18 protein-coding genes are annotated in these 19,042 nt (G+C 69.7%); 15 read left to right on the top strand and 3 right to left on the bottom strand.

The window, feature by feature from the left end; genetic code table 11:
* Positions 1–29: 29 nt before the first annotated feature.
* Entirely contained in the window at positions 30–365 is a 336-nt protein-coding gene (locus AB0L64_RS37920) for a hypothetical protein (protein WP_363717803.1), read from the bottom strand.
* A gap of 321 nt (positions 366–686) precedes the next feature.
* On the opposite strand from AB0L64_RS37920, the gene AB0L64_RS37915 reads away from it, so the two are divergent.
* The 12 genes from AB0L64_RS37915 to AB0L64_RS37860 all read left to right on the top strand — a co-directional run bounded on the left by AB0L64_RS37915 (position 687) and on the right by AB0L64_RS37860 (position 14,038).
* Entirely contained in the window at positions 687–4,655 is a 3,969-nt protein-coding gene (locus AB0L64_RS37915) for a WD40 repeat domain-containing protein (protein ID WP_363717802.1), read from the top strand.
* Between the two features lie 62 nt (positions 4,656–4,717).
* Positions 4,718–5,137 (top strand): SRPBCC domain-containing protein, encoded by a 420-nt coding sequence (locus AB0L64_RS37910; protein WP_363717801.1) that lies wholly within the window; start codon positions 4,718–4,720, stop codon positions 5,135–5,137.
* 10 nt (positions 5,138–5,147) lie between these two features.
* On the top strand, positions 5,148–6,059 hold the full coding sequence (locus AB0L64_RS37905) for a TatD family hydrolase (RefSeq protein ID WP_363717800.1): 912 nt from the start codon (positions 5,148–5,150) through the stop codon (positions 6,057–6,059).
* Complete coding sequence (locus tag AB0L64_RS37900; RefSeq protein WP_363717799.1) at positions 6,059–6,481, top strand: hypothetical protein; 423 nt, start codon at positions 6,059–6,061, stop codon at positions 6,479–6,481. The genes AB0L64_RS37905 and AB0L64_RS37900 overlap by 1 nt, the downstream gene beginning before the upstream one ends.
* Positions 6,478–7,515 carry a hypothetical protein gene (locus tag AB0L64_RS37895; RefSeq protein WP_363717798.1) on the top strand — a complete coding sequence of 346 codons (1,038 nt, stop codon included), beginning with the start codon at positions 6,478–6,480 and terminating at the stop codon, positions 7,513–7,515. Before AB0L64_RS37900 ends, AB0L64_RS37895 begins: the two co-directional genes overlap by 4 nt.
* 21 nt (positions 7,516–7,536) lie before the next feature.
* The gene (locus tag AB0L64_RS37890; RefSeq protein WP_363717797.1) at positions 7,537–8,151 is read left to right on the top strand and encodes a nitroreductase family protein; all 615 of its coding nucleotides are present in this window, start codon (positions 7,537–7,539) and stop codon (positions 8,149–8,151) included.
* A gap of 214 nt (positions 8,152–8,365) precedes the next feature.
* Entirely contained in the window at positions 8,366–9,490 is a 1,125-nt protein-coding gene (locus AB0L64_RS37885) for a ubiquitin-like domain-containing protein (RefSeq protein WP_363717796.1), read from the top strand.
* A gap of 72 nt (positions 9,491–9,562) precedes the next feature.
* Positions 9,563–10,384: a 16S rRNA (adenine(1518)-N(6)/adenine(1519)-N(6))-dimethyltransferase RsmA gene (rsmA, locus tag AB0L64_RS37880; RefSeq protein ID WP_363717795.1), complete on the top strand. Its 822-nt coding sequence runs from the start codon at positions 9,563–9,565 to the stop codon at positions 10,382–10,384.
* 18 nt (positions 10,385–10,402) lie between these two features.
* On the top strand, positions 10,403–11,335 hold the full coding sequence (locus AB0L64_RS37875) for a 4-(cytidine 5'-diphospho)-2-C-methyl-D-erythritol kinase (RefSeq protein ID WP_363717794.1): 933 nt from the start codon (positions 10,403–10,405) through the stop codon (positions 11,333–11,335).
* A 31-nt stretch (positions 11,336–11,366) separates the two neighbouring features.
* Positions 11,367–11,618: a type II toxin-antitoxin system prevent-host-death family antitoxin gene (locus AB0L64_RS37870; protein WP_363717793.1), complete on the top strand. Its 252-nt coding sequence runs from the start codon at positions 11,367–11,369 to the stop codon at positions 11,616–11,618.
* Positions 11,615–12,010: a type II toxin-antitoxin system VapC family toxin gene (locus AB0L64_RS37865; RefSeq protein ID WP_363717792.1), complete on the top strand. Its 396-nt coding sequence runs from the start codon at positions 11,615–11,617 to the stop codon at positions 12,008–12,010. Before AB0L64_RS37870 ends, AB0L64_RS37865 begins: the two co-directional genes overlap by 4 nt.
* A 153-nt stretch (positions 12,011–12,163) precedes the next feature.
* The gene (locus AB0L64_RS37860) at positions 12,164–14,038 is read left to right on the top strand and encodes a translation factor GTPase family protein (RefSeq protein ID WP_363717791.1); all 1,875 of its coding nucleotides are present in this window, start codon (positions 12,164–12,166) and stop codon (positions 14,036–14,038) included.
* Between the two features lie 99 nt (positions 14,039–14,137).
* Here the strand turns inward: AB0L64_RS37860 and AB0L64_RS37855 are convergent, their stop codons facing one another.
* Positions 14,138–14,986: a fructosamine kinase family protein gene (locus AB0L64_RS37855; protein WP_363717790.1), complete on the bottom strand. Its 849-nt coding sequence runs from the start codon at positions 14,984–14,986 to the stop codon at positions 14,138–14,140.
* 49 nt (positions 14,987–15,035) lie between these two features.
* Here AB0L64_RS37855 and AB0L64_RS37850 point away from each other — a divergent pair, with 49 nt between their 5' ends.
* Complete coding sequence (locus tag AB0L64_RS37850; protein ID WP_363717789.1) at positions 15,036–16,856, top strand: ABC-F family ATP-binding cassette domain-containing protein; 1,821 nt, start codon at positions 15,036–15,038, stop codon at positions 16,854–16,856.
* A 397-nt stretch (positions 16,857–17,253) separates the two neighbouring features.
* On the opposite strand, the gene AB0L64_RS37845 is transcribed toward AB0L64_RS37850, so the two are convergent.
* A complete protein-coding gene (locus AB0L64_RS37845) occupies positions 17,254–17,769 on the bottom strand; it encodes a MarR family transcriptional regulator (protein WP_359926747.1) in 516 nt (171 codons plus the stop codon).
* An 82-nt stretch (positions 17,770–17,851) separates the two neighbouring features.
* Here AB0L64_RS37845 and AB0L64_RS37840 point away from each other — a divergent pair, with 82 nt between their 5' ends.
* Positions 17,852–18,631 carry a methyltransferase domain-containing protein gene (locus tag AB0L64_RS37840; RefSeq protein ID WP_363717788.1) on the top strand — a complete coding sequence of 260 codons (780 nt, stop codon included), beginning with the start codon at positions 17,852–17,854 and terminating at the stop codon, positions 18,629–18,631.
* 2 nt (positions 18,632–18,633) lie between these two features.
* Positions 18,634–18,981 (top strand): VOC family protein, encoded by a 348-nt coding sequence (locus tag AB0L64_RS37835; protein WP_363717787.1) that lies wholly within the window; start codon positions 18,634–18,636, stop codon positions 18,979–18,981.
* Positions 18,982–19,042 lie beyond the last annotated feature (61 nt).

Here is a 19,042-nt window from a genome sequence, read left to right as displayed (position 1 = left end):
GCTGACTTCCTGCACGATCCGGCTGTCGGTCAGAGGTACGTGATCTGTCCCGGTGGTCCGGACTGCCAATGCGCCGGCAGGAACATCCGGGACTGACTCCGGCACGGCCCTTGGCACACCGGGCAGCCGACGGCGCTGCAGGTGAAGACCGCCCAGACGCCGTACGGCTCGGGCAGTTCGCGGTACTTCTCGGCCATCCGTCCCTTGCAGTGCAGGCATCGCGGAGCGCCCTGCACGGCTCGCGGCGGCGGTGGTACGTCGGGTCTGCCGAACAGACGGCATACGCCGCGCCAGATCGCGCGGAGGGCACGGACCGGCGGCGGCCCGACGACCAGCCGGATCGGCGGTCCGACCGGTCGGTCCACGGCCGGCCGGACCACTGCCCGGGCGTGGTAGGCGGCCGGATACCGACGGGGCCGGCCGGGGCTGGCGGACGGTTCGGGTAGGCGTGGCTGGATCGCGTTCATTGGATTCCCCCTCGAGGAGCCGCCGCGGGTTCGCCGCGCGGCTCCGAAATCCGAGTTTCGAACTGGTCTAGCTCCCACGGTCGGGCCACGGCGGTGCTCCGTGCGGGCACGCGCAGATCTCCGTACAAGGACGTACACGGCGGCGTACAGCGCCGGCGGGCGTCGTCCTGTAGCGTCGTGACTACTCGCTGTGGGAGTTGGGGCTTTGAGGGGGGCGCCATGGACGAGCCATTGGTCGAGCCGCGGACAGCTTCACCGGATCACGTCCAGACCCGGATGCAGTTCGCCGACGAGCTGACCGTGCTGCGAACCCGGGCGGGCCTGACCGTCCGGAACATCTCCACCATGGTCGGTGGCGCCCAGCCGCACAGCACGATCGGCGAGTGGTTCGCCGGCCGCAGCGTGCCGTCGGACGCGTCGAAGGCCTTGTTCGTGGAGGTTCTGCGGATCTGCGGCATCACCGGCGAGGACGAGATCGAGCGCTGGCTTGAAGCGCGCCGACGCGTCCGGCAGCTGCCCGGGCCGAAGGGCGGAAGCCCGCCGTACCGCGGGTTGCGAAGCTTCCAGCCGGCCGATGCCGAGTGGTTCTTCGGTCGGGAGGTGCTGACCGAGCAGATCGTCGACCAGGTCCTCTCACGGCACGCCGCGGGTGGCGGCATGCAAACGATTGTCGGTGCGTCGGGCTCGGGAAAGTCCTCGCTGGTGCGGGCGGGCGTGATCCCGGCACTCACCGACCGGGCCGCTCCCGGCCGGCCCGCGTGGCCCGTCGTGTTGATGGCGCCGGGCGCGGAACCCCTGCGCCAGTTGGCGTCCGGGCTGACGGCCGGTACGCGGGTCGGGTCCGAGGTGTTCGCCGAGCAGTTGGCGAGTGATCCCGCCGCGGTCGTCGAGCAGGCGGCGGCGTACGTGCAGGCGGCGCGGACCAACGCGCCGGAAGGGGCCGCTGTCCCCGCGCTCGATCGCTTGATCATCGTCGTCGACCAGTTCGAGGAACTGTTCACGATGTGTCCGGACGAGAAGGAACGCGGTGTCTTCGTCGCGGCGTTGGACGCTGTCACGCGGGCGCCGGTTCCACGGGAGTCGACGGAGCTGCGGTCGGGGGTGGCCACCGTCGTCGTACTGGCTTTGCGGGCTGACTTCTACCCGCAGGCATTGCAGTACCCCGAGATCGCGGCCGCCTTGCAGGGCGCGCAGTTCGTGGTCGGTCCGCTGACCGAGGACGAACTGCGCAGGGCGATCGTCGAGCCGGCCGCCAAGGCCGCCGTGCAGCTCGACGAAGGGCTTGTCGAGTTGCTGATCCGGGACGCGTCACCGGCGCTGGCGCCGGCCGACGCCGCGCCCTCGACGGCAGGGTCGCTGCCGTTGCTCTCGCACGCGCTGCTCGCGACCTGGCAGCGGGCCGAGCGGGGGCGCATGACGACTCATGGGTACCTGCTGACCGGCAGCATCAAGGGCGCCGTCGCTGCGACCGCCGAGGCCGTCTACAACGACTTGAACCCGGCCCAACAGACCATCGCCCGGCGGCTGTTCCTCCGGCTGGTGAATCTCGGTGACGACTTCGCGATCAGCCGGCGCAAGGTCGTGCGCAGCGAACTCGAAGGCAACGGCGCCGATCTCGGCGAAGAGGTCGAACACTTCGTCGGAGCCCGGCTGCTGACCATGGACGCGGACAGTGTCGAGATCAGCCACGAGGCGCTCATCACCGCGTGGCCCCGGCTGCGACGATGGATCGACAACGACCGCGAAGGGCTGCGGCGGCATCGGCAGCTCGCGGACGCCGCCCGGCAGTGGCGTGATCTGCAGCGGGATCCCGGCTCGCTCTACCGGGGCGGCAACCTACAGGGTGTCCGCGACTGGACGATGGCCGACCGCGACCTGAACACGCTCGAGACCGAGTTTCTCGATGCCAGTCTGCGGGCGGAGGAGGCCGAGCACGCGGCAGTCAGGCGTGGGACCCGCAGGCTGCAGCAGTTCGTGGCGGCACTGACCGCCTTGTCGCTGGTGGCTGTCGGGCTGACCGTGTATGCCTTCTGGAAACGCCGGCTCGCTGACCGGGAACGCGATTTGGCGATGTCCCGTCAGGTCGCGATCACCGCCGACAGGTTGCGGTCGACAGACCCCGGACTGGCGGCACAGTTGTCGCTCGCGGCCTACCGGATCGCCCCGACGGTCGAGGCCCGGTCGAGTCTGCTCGACGCGACCGGTTCGCCTTCGGTGACACGGATCGTGCGTCCGTCCAAGGGAGCACAGAGCGTCGTACTCAGCCCGGACGGCCGGATCCTGTACGCCGCCGGTACCGGACCCAGCGACACCGCGATCCTGATCTGGGACATCGGCGACCGGCGCCGCCCACGCAGCATCGGCGGACCGTTGACCGGGCACACGCTGCCGGTGTTCGGGCTCGCCGTCAGCCCGGACGGTCGCCTGCTCGCCACCGGTGGTCGGGACAAGACGATCCGGCTGTGGGACGTCACCGAGCCCGAACACCCGATGTCCCTTGGGGTTCTGCCGGGTAGTCCGAACGGCACGGTCTACTCGCTGGCGTTCTCTCCGGACGGCAGGACGCTCGTGGCGGGGAGCTCGGACGAATCGGTGCGTCTGTGGGCTGTCGACGATCCACGCCGGCCCTTGCCGCTCAAGGTGATCCCGGCGCTGAGCGGATTCGTGCAGACGGTGACCTTCGGCGAATCCGGCAGGGTTCTCGCGGCCGGCGATGCCACCGGTGCGTTGTACCTGTGGGATGTCGCGGATCGTCGGACGCCGCGGTTGGTCAGCCGGACACAGGCCGGGTCCGCCCAGATCAACGTCGTACGGTTCGTTCCGCGGCACGACGAGGTGCTGATCGGCGGATCGAAAGGTCTGTTCCAGCGGTGGAACGTGGCCAAGCCGGAGGCACCGGCCAAGATGGCGATGCAGATCCAGGTGCCGGAGAACTGGGTGAACGCCGTCGATCTCACCGCGGACGGCCGGCTGATGGCGCTGGGCAGCTCGGACAATGTTGCCCAGGTCTGGGATCTGGCGAGCGGCCGGCTGGTCGCCTCGCTGCCACATCCGGAGCCGGTGTCGTCGGTGGCGTTCGCCGACGGCGACCGGACTCTGGTGACGGCGGGTTCCGACGGCGTGGCGCGGCTGTGGACGATCCCCGGGCCGGTGATCACCGGACCGACCGCGGCCGTCGCCTCGGCCGCGTTCACTCCGGACGGACGGTCGTTGGTGACGTTCGGCGGCGGAGCCTTTCTGCTGAACGTCTCCCGGCCTCGAGCTCCTGCGGTGCTGGCGCCACCGCTGTTGTCGCCGCTCGCCGATCAGCCGATCAGCGGCGCCGGTGCGCTGAGCCCGGACGGGAAGACCGCGGCCGGCGGTACGACGGTGAACTCGGTCGTCCTGTGGGACGTCGGAGATCCGGCCCGACCGAAGGTCATGCCGCCACCACTCACAGGGCCGGCCGCGGTGGTCGAATCGCTCGCGTTCAGCGCAGACCGCCGTACCTTGGCGGCCGGCTCGGACGACGGCAAGGTCTACCTGTGGGACGTCCACGATCCACAGCACGTCACGCCGCTGCCGACCGCTCCTGGTCCGGACAGCAACTACGTCTACATGGTTGCCATCAGCCCCGACAGCCGAACACTGGCCGGGGTTACAGCTGACGGCATGATCCGGTTGTGGGACATGAGCGACCCGCGCCGGTTGCGCGCCTTTCCCTCGGTCAAAGGCTCCGCCGACCTGCTGTTCTCGGCTGCCTTCAGCCGCGACGGCAAGATCCTCGCGACCGGCAGCGCGGACGGGACGGTGCAACTGTGGGACGCCTCGGACCCGGCGCGGCTGTCGCCGGTCGGCGACGTTCTCCGAGGACCGGACGGCACCGTGACCAGCGTCGCCTTCGGCCCCGACGGGCACACGCTCGCCGCGAGTACCCGGAGCGGCCAGGTCTGGTTCTGGGACGTCGGCAGGCCGACGGTGCCGGCCACCGTCGCGATCCTCTCCGCTTCTCAGGCCGCGGTGTGGGCTGTCGGATTCAGCCCGGACGGCCACACGGTCGTTACCGGCGGGTCGGACCGGACAGTCCGGTTGTGGGAGATGGAGCCGGCCCGGGCCGTCGACCTGATCTGTGCCGCCGGTGGGGATTCGGTGTCGGGCGACGAGTGGGCGAAGTACCTGCCCGGTGTGCCGTACGAACCGGTGTGCTGACGCTTTTCTCCAAGCGCATGCGGGCAGGGAACCGTACGGTCAGGGGGAGAAAGGAGTTCACGATGACTGGGTATCTGGCCGTGGCCGAGATCGATATCGACGCGCCGGCGGCGCGGGTGTGGGACGTGCTGACGAGTCCCGAGCAGCTGAAGAAGCTGTGGTTCGGCGCCGAGGTGGAGACGGACTGGGAGGTGGGCAGCCCGATCACCTGGAACGGCGACTGGGAGGGCAAGCCCTATCAGGACAAGGGAAAGATCCTCGAAGTGCAGCCCGAACGGCTGCTGAAGCTCACCCACTTCAGTCCGCTCACGGGGCAAGACGACGTCCCCGAGAACTACCACACCCTCACCTACACCCTGACCGGCAACACCCACCTGAAACTCGAGCAGGACAACAACGCGACCGAGGAGGAGGCCGACCACTCCCAGGACATGTGGGAGATGCTGGTGGCCAAGGTCAAGGAGGCCGCCGAGACTCAGTAACCTGGCACGCATGGGTGATGGTGTGGAGGTGGGTCGGCCGACTCGGGAGCGGGCGGCGGTCGGGGAGGACGGGCGGTCGCGGGACCGGAGCCGGCCGGCGGTGCCGGATCCGTTGCCGATGAGCGTGGTCGACGCGCACTGTCATCTCGACATCGCCGACGGGGAGGACGGGGACTGGCTGAGCCCGGCGGAGGCGATCCGGCTGGCGTCGTCGGTCGGCGTCACCCGGATCGTCCAGGTGGGGTGTGACCTGCCGGGCGCGGCGTGGGCGGTCGAGGCCGCGACGCAGTACCCGAACCTGATCGCCGGCGTCGCCCTGCACCCGAACGAGGCGCCGAAGCTGAAGGCGGCCGGCGAGCTGGACAGCGCGCTCGCCGAGATCGAACGGCTCGCGGCGAGCTCGGACAAGGTCCGGGTGATCGGCGAGACCGGCCTCGACTACTTCCGCACCGGCGCGGACGGGCAGGCCGCGCAGCACGAGTCGTTCGCCGCGCACATCGAGTTGGCGAAGCGGCTCGGCAAGACGCTGATGATCCACGACCGGGACGCGCACGACGACATCCTGCGCATCCTGGACCGCGAAGGCGTGCCGGACCGGCTGGTGATGCACTGCTTCTCCGGCGACACCGAATTCGCCCGCGCCTGCGTCAACCGCGGCGCGTACCTGAGCTTCGCCGGCGTCGTGACGTTCAAGAACGCCCAGTCCCTGCGCGACGCCCTCGCCGTCACCCCGCTCGACCGCATCCTGGTCGAGACCGACGCCCCGTACCTGACCCCGTCGCCGTACCGCGGCAAGCCGAACGCGTCGTACCTGATCCCGCACACGGTCCGCAAGATGGCCGACGTCCTCAACATCTCCGTCGCCGAACTCTGCGGAGCCCTCAACGACAACGCGAACCGCGCCTTCGGGGGTCCCTGGTAATGGTCCGGTACGACGACGTGGACGCGCAGGTCCTCGCCCTCGCCGACTCGCTCCGAGGGGCCGACGAGGCCACCGTGGCCGCCGAGATCGCGCGTCTCAAAGCCCTGGCGGAGCAGATCGACGACGAACGCGATCGCGAACTGGCACTGATCAGAGCCCAGAAGCTACCCGAGCTGATCAGCGGACCCCGGCCCGGCAGCAGCCCGCAGTACTGGCGCGCGGCGAGCCTGGTCACGCAGGCGGTCAACGACAACGGCACGCCGGCCGAGCAGATCGACCACGCTGAGCGCGCGATCACCGAGATCGGTGCGCTGGCACGGCAGGCCCCGCGCCATGAGTTCCGCACGATCCTGCGGATGAACTCGACCCTGAAGCGCCTGATCGAGCGTCGCCGGCGTGAAGGTCAGGACAGCGGGGCGTGACCGAGGCCGAGATCTCCCCGGCGTCCTGGGAGTACAGGCTGGTGGCCGCGGTGGTGTTCGCCGTCGATCAGCGGGTCGGCGGGACCGCCGCTGCTCCCCGGACCCGCTGGACCGGGTTGCTGCTCGAAGAAACCGATCCGAACTTCCTCGGGACCGCGGGTGACGACGGCAGCATGTCCGTGTCCGTCGTCAACGTCCTGGAGCCGTTGCGCAAGGCACGGGATCTCGACCGGCCGCTGACCGCCGGCGAAGCGTTGGAGCTCCGCGACGCGATCGGGACGCTCGCCCACGAGGCCGCGCATCTGCTCACCGAGCTCGGCGACGAGACGGCGCCGGAGGCGTACCCGTACGACTCCGCGGCGGAGGCCGACAACGAAGGCCGCACCGAGTACTGGACACACGCCAATCTCGACAACATCATCCGCGATGTCTTTCCGGACGCCGGGCTGGAGCACGTGCAGGCCGCGGTGCTGTCCCAGACGAGCATCGATGCCTACCCCGCCTACACCTCTGCGGTTCGCGACCTCGATCAGGCGCTGGCGGAGCGCAGCGAGCTGACCCACGAGCAGGTCACTCACACGCTGATGCTGGCCGACGACGCCCAACGCTGGAACGTCGCGGCCGACCTGGTGATCGACGCACGTCTTGCCAAGCCCGGCCTGATGCTGGAGGCGGATCGCGCCGACGTACGCCGGCAGCTGGTTGCGCCGTTACGCGCCGCGTTCTCCGGTTTGGAGGCGGTCGAATCGGACGAGTCGCTGGGGGACGAGCAGAAGACCGCCGCCGCTACCGAGGCCGCTCAGAAGGCGATCGCAGGGCTGGACGCCGCGGTCAATCGCGTCGAACGCAAGTACCGGATCGACAACGCGCAGCGGGCGCGGCTGCTGGCCGTGACAAGCGGCCAGGCTCCGGCGGCCGGGGCGACCGGTCGCAGGACGGGCGTCGATCGCGGTCAGGCGGGGCCACGCGACGGCTCGCGTGGGCGGCAGGCCCCCGGCCGGCCGTCGGGGCCGCGGGCGCCGGGGGTCGGCTGAGGGGCCTGATAGACAGGGCTCATGGAGTTCAGTGAGGTCGTGCGGCGGCGGCGGATGGTGCGGAACTACGACCCCGAGCGGGCGGTGGCCGCGGACGTGCGGGAGCGGATCCTGGAGAACGGGCTGCGCGCGCCGTCGGGCGGGTTCAGTCAGGGGTGGGCGTTCCTGACGCTGGAGGGGGACGACCGGGAGCGGTACTGGCGGATCGCGGCCGAGGATCCGGACGAGAAGTATGTGGATTGGATCACAGGGCTGCGCCGGGCGCCGCTGCTGATCCTGGCCTTCGCGCACAAGGACGCGTACCTCGATCGGTACACCGAGCCGGACAAGGGCTGGACCGATCGCGACGAGGGCCGCTGGACCGCGCCGTACTGGTACGTCGACACCGGGATGGCGGTGCTGCTGATGCTGCAGACGGTCGTCGACGAAGGCTTGGGAGCCTGCTTTTTCGGGCCTCCTGCGGACAAAGCGGGCCGGTTGCTCAAGGAGTTCGGGGTGCCGGACGGGTTCGATCTGGTGGGGGTGCTCTCGGTCGGTCACCGGGCTCCGGACAAGCGGTCGCCGTCACTGAAACGAGGGCGCCGGACGACCGCCGAAGTGGTCCATCGGGGGCAGTGGGGTCATCACACCGCGTAAGGGTCCCGTTACACCTTTTTGCGACTCGCCGACCAGGGGATTGGCACTTCCGCATCTTCTTCGTTATGGTCCCGTGATGTTGGCCGGGATCGGGGAAGATTCCGGACGGCACAACCCCTCGGCGGGATCAGGGGCTCCGGGCAGCCAGTCCGGCGTTCGTGATCGGCCTGTGCTGTCCCACCCCGTGCCCGGGTAGCCCTACCTGGGAGCGTTAGTGCGTAAGTCCATCATCGTGGCCGTCGGTGCGACGGCCGCGTTTGCTGTCGCGGGTGGCTCCGCGGCGTATGCCGCGAAGAGCAAGACCGTCAGCATCTCCGTCGACGGCCAGGTGCGGAAGGTGCACACCTTCGGATCCACCGTGGCAGACGCCCTGAAGGCCGAGAAAGTTCAGATCGGTGCGCACGACCTCGTCGCGCCCGGTGTGGACTCGAAGCTGAAGGACGGTCAGGAGATCGCCGTGCAGTACGGGCGGCAGCTGACCGTCAACGCCGACGGCACCAAGAAGGCCTACTGGACCACGGCCGACAGCGTCAACGAGGCGCTCGCCGACCTGGGTCTGCGGTACGACGGGGCCCAGCTGTCCACCAGCCGGAGCGCGCCACTGGGCCGCCAGGGGCTGGAGCTGACCGTCACCACGCCGAAGACCGTGCAGATCGTGCACCTGGGCAAGACCGTGACGATCAAGTCGCTGGCCGGCACCGTCGGTCAGGCGCTGACCGAGGCGAAGCTGCGCTGGGACGCCGACGACCGGATCACCCCGGCCGCCGCGACCCCACTGAAGGCCGGCGTGAACAAGGTCGGTTTCGTGCAGGTCCTGCAGAAGACCGTCACCAAGACCGAGGCGGTCGCGCACGGCACCGACGAGACGAAGTCGGCGACGTTGCTCGAGGGCACCAAGAAGACCACGGTCAAGGGCACGAACGGCGCCAAGGCTGTCACGTACCTGTACACCTACCTCGACGGCAAGCTGTCGACCACGAAGGTGGTCGGGTCGAAGCTGGTCACCGAGGCGGTCGACGAGCAGGTCCTGGTCGGCACCAAGCCGAAGCCGGAGGAGCCCACCGTCACCACCCAGACCGACACCCCGGCGACCGGTGACACGAGCGCCTGGGACCGGATCGCCGAGTGCGAGTCCGGCGGCAACTGGGCGATCGACAGCGGCAACGGGTACTACGGCGGTCTGCAGTTCGACCACGGCACCTGGGCGGCCTACGGCGGTACGGCGTACGCCAACAACGCCAACGGCGCGTCGAAGGCGCAGCAGATCGCGATCGCGGAAAAGGTCAAGGCCGACCGCGGTGGCTACGGCGCGTGGCCTGTCTGCGGCAAGCGGGCGTAGTGAAACACTGACGAGGTGACCTCGTCTGATTCATCCACATCAGCCGGACCGAGACTGCTCGGTCCGGCTGATGTGCGTTCGCTGGCCGCGTCGCTCGGGGTCCGCCCGACCAAGCAGCGCGGCCAGAACTTCGTCATCGACCCGAACACGGTGCGCCGGATCGTGCGCGCCGCCGAGCTGTCCGACGGCGAGACCGTGCTGGAGATCGGGCCGGGCCTCGGGTCCCTGACGCTGGCGCTGCTCGCGGACGGTCACCGGGTCACCGCGGTCGAGATCGACCCGCTGCTCGCGCAGGCGCTGCCGTCGACCGTCGCGACGTACGCGCCCCGGCAGGCGGAGAGTCTGACCGTGGTCGAGGCGGACGCGATGGACGTGGGGCCGGCCGAGATCGGTACGCCGACCGCGTGCGTGGCGAACCTGCCGTACAACGTCGCCGTACCGGTGCTGCTGCATCTGCTCGAGGTCTCGGACTCGCTGCGGCACGGTCTGGTCATGGTGCAGTCCGAGGTCGCGGACCGGCTGGCCGCCGGGCCGGGCTCGCGGACGTACGGCGTCCCGTCGGCGAAGGCCGCGTGGTACGCCGACGTGCGGCGCGCCGGGCCGATTGGGCGGAACGTGTTCTGGCCGGCACCGAACGTGGACTCCGGGCTGGTCGCGTTCGAGCGCCGCGACCCGCCGGCGACGGCGGCGAGTCGCGCGGAGGTGTTCGCGGTGATCGAGGCGGCGTTCTCGCAGCGCCGCAAGACGATCCGGTCCGCGCTGGCCCGCTGGATGCCCGACCGTTCCCGGCTCGACGAGGTGCTCGAGGCAGCCGGGATCGACCCGCGGGTGCGCGGCGAGATGCTCGGGATCACAGAGTTCGCCGCCCTCGCCGGTGCAGCTAGGACTGGGTAAGGCACTAGCCTGTCCGACGTGCCACCTTCTGCTGAGGTCACGGTGCGGGCGCCGGCCAAGATCAATCTGGGTCTGTCGGTCGGTCCGCCGCGGCCGGACGGGTTCCACCCGGTCGCCACGGTGTACCAGGCCGTTGCCCTGTACGACGACGTGACCGCGGTCCTGCGGGACGACGACGGTGAGATCTCGGTCGAGATCGCCGGGGATTTCGCGGACGACGTACCGACCGACGAGACCAACCTCGCGGTCCGGGCGGCGCAGTTGCTGCAGGCGGAGTACGACGTCGACGAGGGTGTCGACCTGACGATCCGCAAGACGATCCCGGTGGCCGGCGGGATGGCCGGCGGCTCGACCGACGCGGCGGCGACCCTGGTGGCGTGCAACCGGCTGTGGGGCCTGCAGTTGACCCAGACCGAGCTGCAGCACCATGCGGCCGAGCTCGGCAGCGACGTCCCGTTCTGCCTGGTCGGGCACACGGCGCTCGGCCAGGGGCGCGGCGAGCAGGTCACCGAGGTGATGTCCCGCGGGACGTTCCACTGGGTGTTCGCGATCGCCGACGGCGGGCTGTCCACGCCGGAGGTGTACCGCGAGCTGGACCGGATGCGCCCGTTGCGGCGTGTCGAGCCGCCGCAGGTCCGGCCGGAGCTGATGTCCGCGCTGCTGTCCGGCCAGCCCGGCGCGCTCGCCGTTGCGCTCAGCAACGACCTCCAGGCGGCCGCACTGTCGCTGCGCCCGGAGCTCGGCGACACGCTCCAGTTCGGCCTCGACCAGGGCGCGCTGGCCGCGCAGATCTCCGGCTCCGGCCCCACCTGCCTCTTCCTCGCCGCCGACAGCCGCAGCGCCGTCGACCTGGCCGTCGAACTCGCCGAATCCGGCCGCTGCCGCATGGTCCGCCAGGCCGAAGGCCCCGTCCCGGGCGCCCGGATCCTGCCCGCGATCGTCAGCCGGTAGTACACTTAGCTAAGTGGACTAAGGAGATCTGATGAGCGAACTCGCGCAGTACAACATCCACGAGGCGAAGACGCAGTTGTCCCGGATCATCGAACGCGTCGAGCACGGCGAAGAAGTCGTCATCAGCCGCGCTGGACACCCTGTCGCCAAGGTTGTTCCGCTGCCGTCCGTACGCCGCCGTACCGGGTGGGGGTCGCTCTCGGGCCAGATCGCCTTGTCTTCTGACTGGGACTCATCTGACACCAACGAGGCAATCGCGGACGACTTCGGTATGCCGTCGTGAGCGAGCAGACCGGTTCCGGGCGGTTGCTGCTCGACACCCACATCCTGCTGTGGTGGTTGGCCGGCAGCCCCGAACTGTCGGATCAGATCAAGGAAAGGATCGACACCGAACTCGAGGTGTACGTCAGTTCGGCATCTGTGTGGGAGCTGTCGATCAAGCAGGCAGCAGGCAAGCTGACGTTGCCGGACGACTTCATCAAGTGGATTCGGCAGGGTGGCTTGAGTGAGCTGCCGATCACCATGCAGCACGCTGATCTGGCGGGTCGGCTGCCGTTGATCCATCGGGACCCGTTCGACCGGGTGCTGGTTGCGCAGGCGCTGGCCGAGAGACTCACACTCGTTACGCGGGACGGGCTCATCCAGAAGTACGACGTACCGGTCCTCGAAGCCTGAAAATTCGTTCGTCACCGGTGATCGCCGGTGCTAGCGTCCCTGGGAACACATCTCTCATCGACAGACAGGAGACCGGGATGCGCCGCGGATCGATCCACCCCATGGGTACTGATCGCTTCGACGCATTCGCGAGGACTCTTGAACTCTCTGACGATGGGTATTGTGGCGCATGTCGACGCCGGTAAGACCAGCCTGACCGAGCGGCTGCTGTACGCCGCCGGCGTGATCGACCGGGTCGGTCGCGTCGACGACGGGAACACGCAGACCGACTTGATGGACCTCGAGCGGAAACGCGGTATCACGATCCGCTCGGCGGTGGTGTCGTTCGCGCTCGGCGACCTGCCGGTGAACCTGATCGACACGCCTGGGCACTCGGACTTCATCGCCGAGGTCGAGCGCGCGCTGTCCGTGCTGGACGGCGCGGTGCTGGTGCTGTCCGCGGTCGAGGGTGTGCAGCCGCAGACGCGCCTGCTGATGCGCACGCTGCGCCGGCTGCGGATCCCGACGCTGCTGTTCGTGAACAAGATCGACCGGGTCGGTGCGCGGTACGACGAGTTGCTCGCCGACATCCGGCGGCTGTTGACGCCGTCCGCCGTACCGATGGCAACCGTCACGGACCTGGGGACCCGCCCGGCCGCGGTGGAACCGCTGGCGGTGCAGCGTTCCGAGCTGGCGGAGATTCTTGCTGAGCGCAACGATTCGTTCCTGGAGTCGTACCTCGAGGGCGCCGCGGTGGATCAGGCGGCCGAGCTGCGCCGGCAGGTCGCGACCGCGGAGGTGCATCCGGTGTACTTCGGGTCGGCGATGACCGGGACCGGCGTACCGGAGCTGATCGAGGGCATCCGCACGTGGTTGCCGCGGGCAACTGGAACGCCGGGCGACGAGCTGCGCGCGCGGGTGTTCAAGGTCGAGCGCGGCGCGGCCGGCCAGAAGATCGCGTCGGCGCGCGTGGTCAGCGGGACGCTGGCGGCACGGTCGCCGGTCGCGGTGCATCCCGTGGACGGACCGGAGTACCAGGTGCGACCGAGCGGCGTCGAGGTGTTCGCGAACGGCGCGCGGCAGCCGATCGAGCGGGTCGAGGCCGGCCAGATCGTCGCGCTGCGTGGGCTGAAGAGCATCCGGATCGGCGACCAGCTCGGCGTACCGACGACGCAGGTCGGGCGGTTGTTCGCGCCGCCGACGCTGGAGACCGTGGTCAGTGCACGCGACCGGGTGAAGTTGTTCCAGGCATTGATGCAGCTCGCCGAGCAGGACCCGCTGATCCGGGTCCGGAAGGCGGGCGAGCTGACCGTGAGCCTGTACGGCGAGGTGCAGAAGGAGGTGATCGCGTCGCTGCTGGAGTCGGAGTACGGCGTCCAGGTCAGCTTCAGCGAGACGACGCCGATCCACGTCGAACGACTGAACGGCGTCGGTGCGGCGATGCGTGACATCACCGAGGGACCGTGGGCGGCCGGTGTCGGTTTCCGGGTCTCACCGGGCAGCGACGGGCTCGAGTACGAGCTGGAGGTGGAGCTCGGCGGGCTGCCGCGGGCCTTCCACACCGCGATCGAGGAGGCGGTCCGGCAGACGCTGCACCAGGGGCTGTTCGGCTGGGAGATCCCGGACATCCGGGTCGCGCTGACGCACACGGCGTACGACAGCGCGGGAACCGTGGCGGCCGACTTCCGTCGGTTGGTGCCGTTGATCCTGCTGCAGGCGATCGCGGAGGCCGGGACGACGGTTCTCGAGCCGGTGAACCACTTCGAGCTCGACGTGCCGCCGGACACCATCTCGCGCATCCTGGCGCACGTCGCCGAACACCGCGGCGTCGTCACCCAGGCGACCGACACCCACCTGGAGGGCACGATCCCCGCGGCGACCACGCACCCCTTCGAGTCCCAGCTCCCCACCCTCACCCACGGCGAAGGCCTCCTCACCACGACCTTCCATTCCTACATCCCCGTCGCCACCGAACCCCCGATCAGACCCCGCACCGACGGCAACCCGCTCAACGAGAAGCAGTACGTCCTCCACCTGAACCAGTCGTGAGCGGACGTGTGCCACCCATCAACGGCCGGCCGGCGCCGCGGTTCACGCTCAGCAGCGGGCCGCCGACGGCGGTTGGTGAGTGGCACAGCTCCGCCCTCGTCAGTCGAACTGTTCGAGGATGGTGTGGATCTCTTGGACTGTTTCGGCGCGGTCGGGCCAGTGGGCGGTGATGCAGAGGAGTTCCCGCAGGTGCAGGAGCGGGAGGCGGGCACGCCAGCCGGGGGATGGCGGGTGGACTTCTTCGTAGGCGTCGAAGAAGGTGTCGGACAGCCGGCCGTAGATGAGGAGCGTGGCGAGGTCGGCCTCCGGCCAGCCGTAGTGGACGGCGGGGTCGATCATCGCCGGCCCGCCGTTCGGGGCGGGGAGGAGGTTGCCGTGCCACAGGTCGCCGTGCAGCAGTGACGGCGGCTGGACCGGGACGAGGTTGACCAGGTTGCCCGCGATGCGCTCCAGCCGGCGGCGGTCGTCCGCGGGGAGCTGGTTGTGGCAGTTCGGCTCCTCGAGATAGCGCAGGAGCCGGTGCTCGGCGAAGAACGTGTGCCCGTCGCCGGTCCACGGGTTCCGCTGCGGGAGCGTGCCGAGGTAGTTGTCGACGTGGTACCCGAACTTGTCCGCGGTCTGCTGATGCTGCAGCGCCAGCGCCCGCCCCGCGTCCTCCCGGTACGTCGGCGACGGTTCCGACGTACCGAGGTCCGACAGCACGATGTACGACGGCGTCACCCGGAGCACCTCGGGGACGGCGAACCCGCCGGGTGCGCGCAGCGCGTCGAGCCCGTCGGCCTCCAGCGCGTACAGGTTCTCCGGCAGGTTGTCCTGCGTCTTGACGACCACTGATCCGCCCAGGGCCGTCCGCACGCGGAACGTTCTGCTGGCGTACCCGCCTTCCAGCGGATCGGCGGCGATCGGGTCGCCGAGGGATAGGCCGTCGAGCCAGGCGGAGGTCAGCACCTGGACGATCCTGGCACGCCTCCCGCGGTCAGCTACCCTTGGGCGCGTTATGGCGGCACCTAACTTGGTCAATCTGGAAGCTGTTTCGAAGGGCTTCGGGACCCGCACACTGCTCGACTCGGTCAGTCTCGGCGTAGGCCGTGGTGAGCGGATCGGCGTGGTCGGGCGCAACGGCGACGGCAAGTCGACGCTCCTGCAGGTCCTGGCCCGGCGTGAGGTGCCCGACGGCGGCCGGATCACCCACAACCGCGACCTCAGGCTCGGGTATCTCGGGCAGAGCGACGACCTCGACCCCGACCAGACCGTGCTGCACGCGGTCCTCGGCGACGTCGAGACCTACACCTGGGCGGCCGACCCGCGGGCACGCTCGGTGATGGAGCACCTGCTCGGCGAGGTCGACCACCAGGCGCGGGTCGGCAGCCTGAGCGGTGGTGAGCGCCGGCGGGCGTCGCTCGCCAGGCTGCTGCTCACCGAGGTCGACCTGCTGATCCTCGACGAGCCGACCAACCATCTCGACATCGAGGCGGTCAGCTGGCTCGCCGAGCACGTCGTCGACCGGGCCGGCGCGCTGATCGTGGTCACCCACGACCGCTGGTTCCTGGACGCGGTCTGCACCGACACCTGGGAGGTGCAGGGCGGCCGCGTCACGTCGTACGACGGCGGGTACGCGGCGTACGTGCTCGCCAAGGCCGAGCGGGCCCGGACCGCGCAGGTCACCGAGGCCAAGCGGCAGAACCTCCTGCAGAAGGAGCTCGCCTGGCTGCGCCGGGGCGCGCCGGCCCGGACCAGCAAGCCCAAGTTCCGGATCGAGGCCGCGAACGCGCTGATCGCCGACGAGCCGCCGCCGCGGGACAAGCTCGCGCTGTCCCAGCTGGCGACCGCCCGGCTCGGCAAGGACGTCTTCGACGTCGAGGACGTGAGCCTGAGTTTCGGTGCGCGGACGATGCTCGACCACGTCACGTTCCGGCTCGGGCCGGCCGACCGGATCGGGCTGCTCGGCCCGAACGGCGCCGGCAAGACCACGTTCCTCAAGGTCCTCACGGGGCAGCTCGCGCCGGACCGCGGCCGGGTGAAGCAGGGCAAGACGGTCCGGATCGCGAACCTGTCGCAGACCCTGGAGGAGGTCGACGGCGCGGTCACCGTCCTCGACCACATCACCGCGATCCGGCGTACGGCGGCGCTGGCCGGCCGGGGCGGTGAGCTGACGTCGTCGCAGCTGCTCGAGCGGTTCGGATTCACCGGCGACAAGCTGACGACGAGGATCTCGGACCTGTCCGGCGGTGAGCGGCGCCGGCTGCAACTGCTGCGAATCCTGCTCGACGAGCCGAACGTGCTGATCCTGGACGAGCCGACCAACGACCTGGACGTCGAGACGCTGACCGTGCTCGAGGATTTCCTCGACAGCTGGCCGGGTGTCGTCGTCACCGTCACCCACGACCGGTACTTCCTGGAGCGGGTCAGTGACATGGTTTACGCGATCATGGGCGACGGCCGGGTCCGGCATCTGCCGCGCGGTGTCGAGCAGTATCTCGAGGAACTCGCGGCGGGAATTCCGCGGCGGCCGGCGTCGAATGCGTTGACACCGGCGGCGGAGATGTCCAGTGATTTGGCGGCCGCCGGAAATGGTCAGGTGGTTGAGCGTCCGACGGCTGACGCGGCAGTGGCCCGGGCGGCGAAGAAGGAGCTGAACCGGATCGAGCGGCAGCTCACGAAGCTCACCGAGGCGGAGGCGAAGCTGCATGACCAGCTGGCCGCCAGCGCGAGCGACTACGAGCGCCTCGCCGAGCTGGACGCCGAGCTGCGCAAGCTCGCCGACGAACGCGGCGAGCTCGAGACCGCCTGGTTCGAAGCGGCCGAACGCGCCGAATAGCAGGGATTCCGAGCCGCGGCGCCCCCTCCGATCCCCTGTGATTCGGAGGGGTGCGCCGAGCTTCTGGGTGAGCGGGCCCCGTGCCGGCCGGCGTTGTTCGGGCCCCGAGCCCCGGACACCGCGCGACCGCTTTCGGCGGACCACCTCTTGCCGCCGAAGTCACCGTGTTCTGACATTTTGTAGTCGATCAGCCACCGACGGTGACGACCCTAGTAGTGGGCCCGACCGGTGTCGATAGTCGACGGCTACAGCAATCTCACGATCTCGTTGCAACTAGCAACGATCGGGACGGGGTGGAAGTGACGGGTCGTCTTTTCGGATAATTCCGGCGCTATTTCGGCGGTGCTTTGTCCGCACGAACAGACGGCTTTGTCGGTGGTTACCGGCGGGTTTTGTTTCAGTGCTTTTCGAGGTCGAACGGCCGGACCAGTTCGCGCAGTACGCGGGCGATCTTCTGCTGGTCGCGGTCGCTGAGGCCGCCGAGCAGGGTGCGCTCGTGGGTGAGCAGGTCGGCCATCGCGGCGTCGACCTTGTCCCGGCCGGCGGGCGTCAGTTGCACGAGCACTCCGCGGCGGTCGTGCGGGTCCGGGAGGCGCTCGACCAGGCCGCGCGCGGCCAGTCGGTCCACCCGGTTCGTCATCGTGCCGGAGGTGACCAGGGTTTCCTTGAGCAGCCGGCCGGGGGACAGTTGGTACGGCGTGCCCGCTCGGCGGAGTGCTGCGAGGACGTCGAACTCCCACGACTCCAGGCCGTGCGTGTCGAAGGCCTGGCTGCGGGCCCGGTCGAGGTGCCGCGCCAGCCGGCTGACCCGGGACAGCACCTCCATCGGCGCCACGTCGAGGTCGGGGCGCTCACGCCGCCAGGCCTCGATCAGCCGATCGACCTCGTCCTCCATGGGTTCGAGAGTACTCATCAAGACTCTTGACATCAAGACAAGTCGCGAGGTTAGAGTATCTCGACATCAAGATAAACTCGCGTCAGAGAGGTGCAAGCCGATGCGCACGTCACCGGTGTGGAGTCCAGAGCAGTACGGCACGTACGCCGACGAGCGCGCCCGGCCGTTCCGGGACCTGGTCGAGCGGGTCCGGGCGACCGGCGTACGGTCCGTGGTCGACCTCGGCTGCGGTCCGGGCGCGCTGACCGCGACGCTGCGGCAGGTCTGGCCGGACGCCGACATCCGCGGGGTCGACAGCTCGCCGCAGATGCTCGAGGCCGCCGCGCAGTACGCCGACGACCGCCTGAGCTTCGAACTCGGCGACGTCCGCGAGTGGAGCGCCGCCGATCTCGACGTGATCGTCACCAACGCGACCCTGCAGTGGGTGCCCGAGCAGCTCGACCTGCTGCCCGGGTTCGTGCGGGCGCTGCGCCCCGGCGGGTGGCTGGCGATCCAGATCCCGGGCAACGGGGACGCGCCGTCGCACGCGATCCTGCGTGAGCTCGCCAACACACCGCCGTACGCCGAGTACGCGAAGGACGCGTCGCTGCGCCCCGACGTCCCCGGCCCGGCGGAGTACGTCGACGTGCTCAGCGCGGAGGGGTGCGTGGTCGACGCCTGGGAGACGACGTATTTCCACCTGCTGTCCGGCGACAACGCCGTCCTGGAGTGGGTGAAGGGGACGGGTGCGCGGCCAGTGCTGCAGTCGCTGCCGGACGATGTGCGGGTGCGGTTCGAGGCGGAGTACGGCGCCCGGCTGGCGGAGGCGTATCCGCAGAAGGACTACGGGACGCTGCTGCCCTTCCGCCGGATCTTCGCCGTGGCACACAAGAAGGGGTGACGATGCGACTCGATCATGTGCAGGTCTCGTGCCCGCCGGGCGGTGAGGAGGTGGCGCGGGCGTTCTACCGCGACGCGCTCGGGATGACCGAGGTGGAGAAGCCGGAGCTGCTCAAGCCGCGCGGCGGGTGCTGGTTCCGGGCCGGTGCCGCGGAGATCCACATCGGCGTGGAGAAGGAGTTCACGCCGGCTAAGAAGGCGCATCCGGCGCTGGCGGTCGACGACCTGGACGCCTTGGCGGCCCGTTTGGCAGACCTGGGCTATCCCGTGACCTGGGACAACGAGACGATCCCGGGCCGCCGGCGCTTCCACACCAAGGACGGCCACGGGAATCGGGTCGAGATCGTCTGACGGGACCGTTCGACAGGAGGTGTCCCCGTCCGGGCGGCGCACCTGCGCTCAGCCGAGCGCT

The sequence above is a fragment of the Kribbella sp. NPDC051936 genome, from assembly GCF_040680955.1.
GTDB lineage: Bacteria > Actinomycetota > Actinomycetes > Propionibacteriales > Kribbellaceae > Kribbella.
The sequence above is the reverse complement of the archived record's forward strand: the minus strand, read 5'-3'. Positions and strand labels throughout refer to the sequence as shown.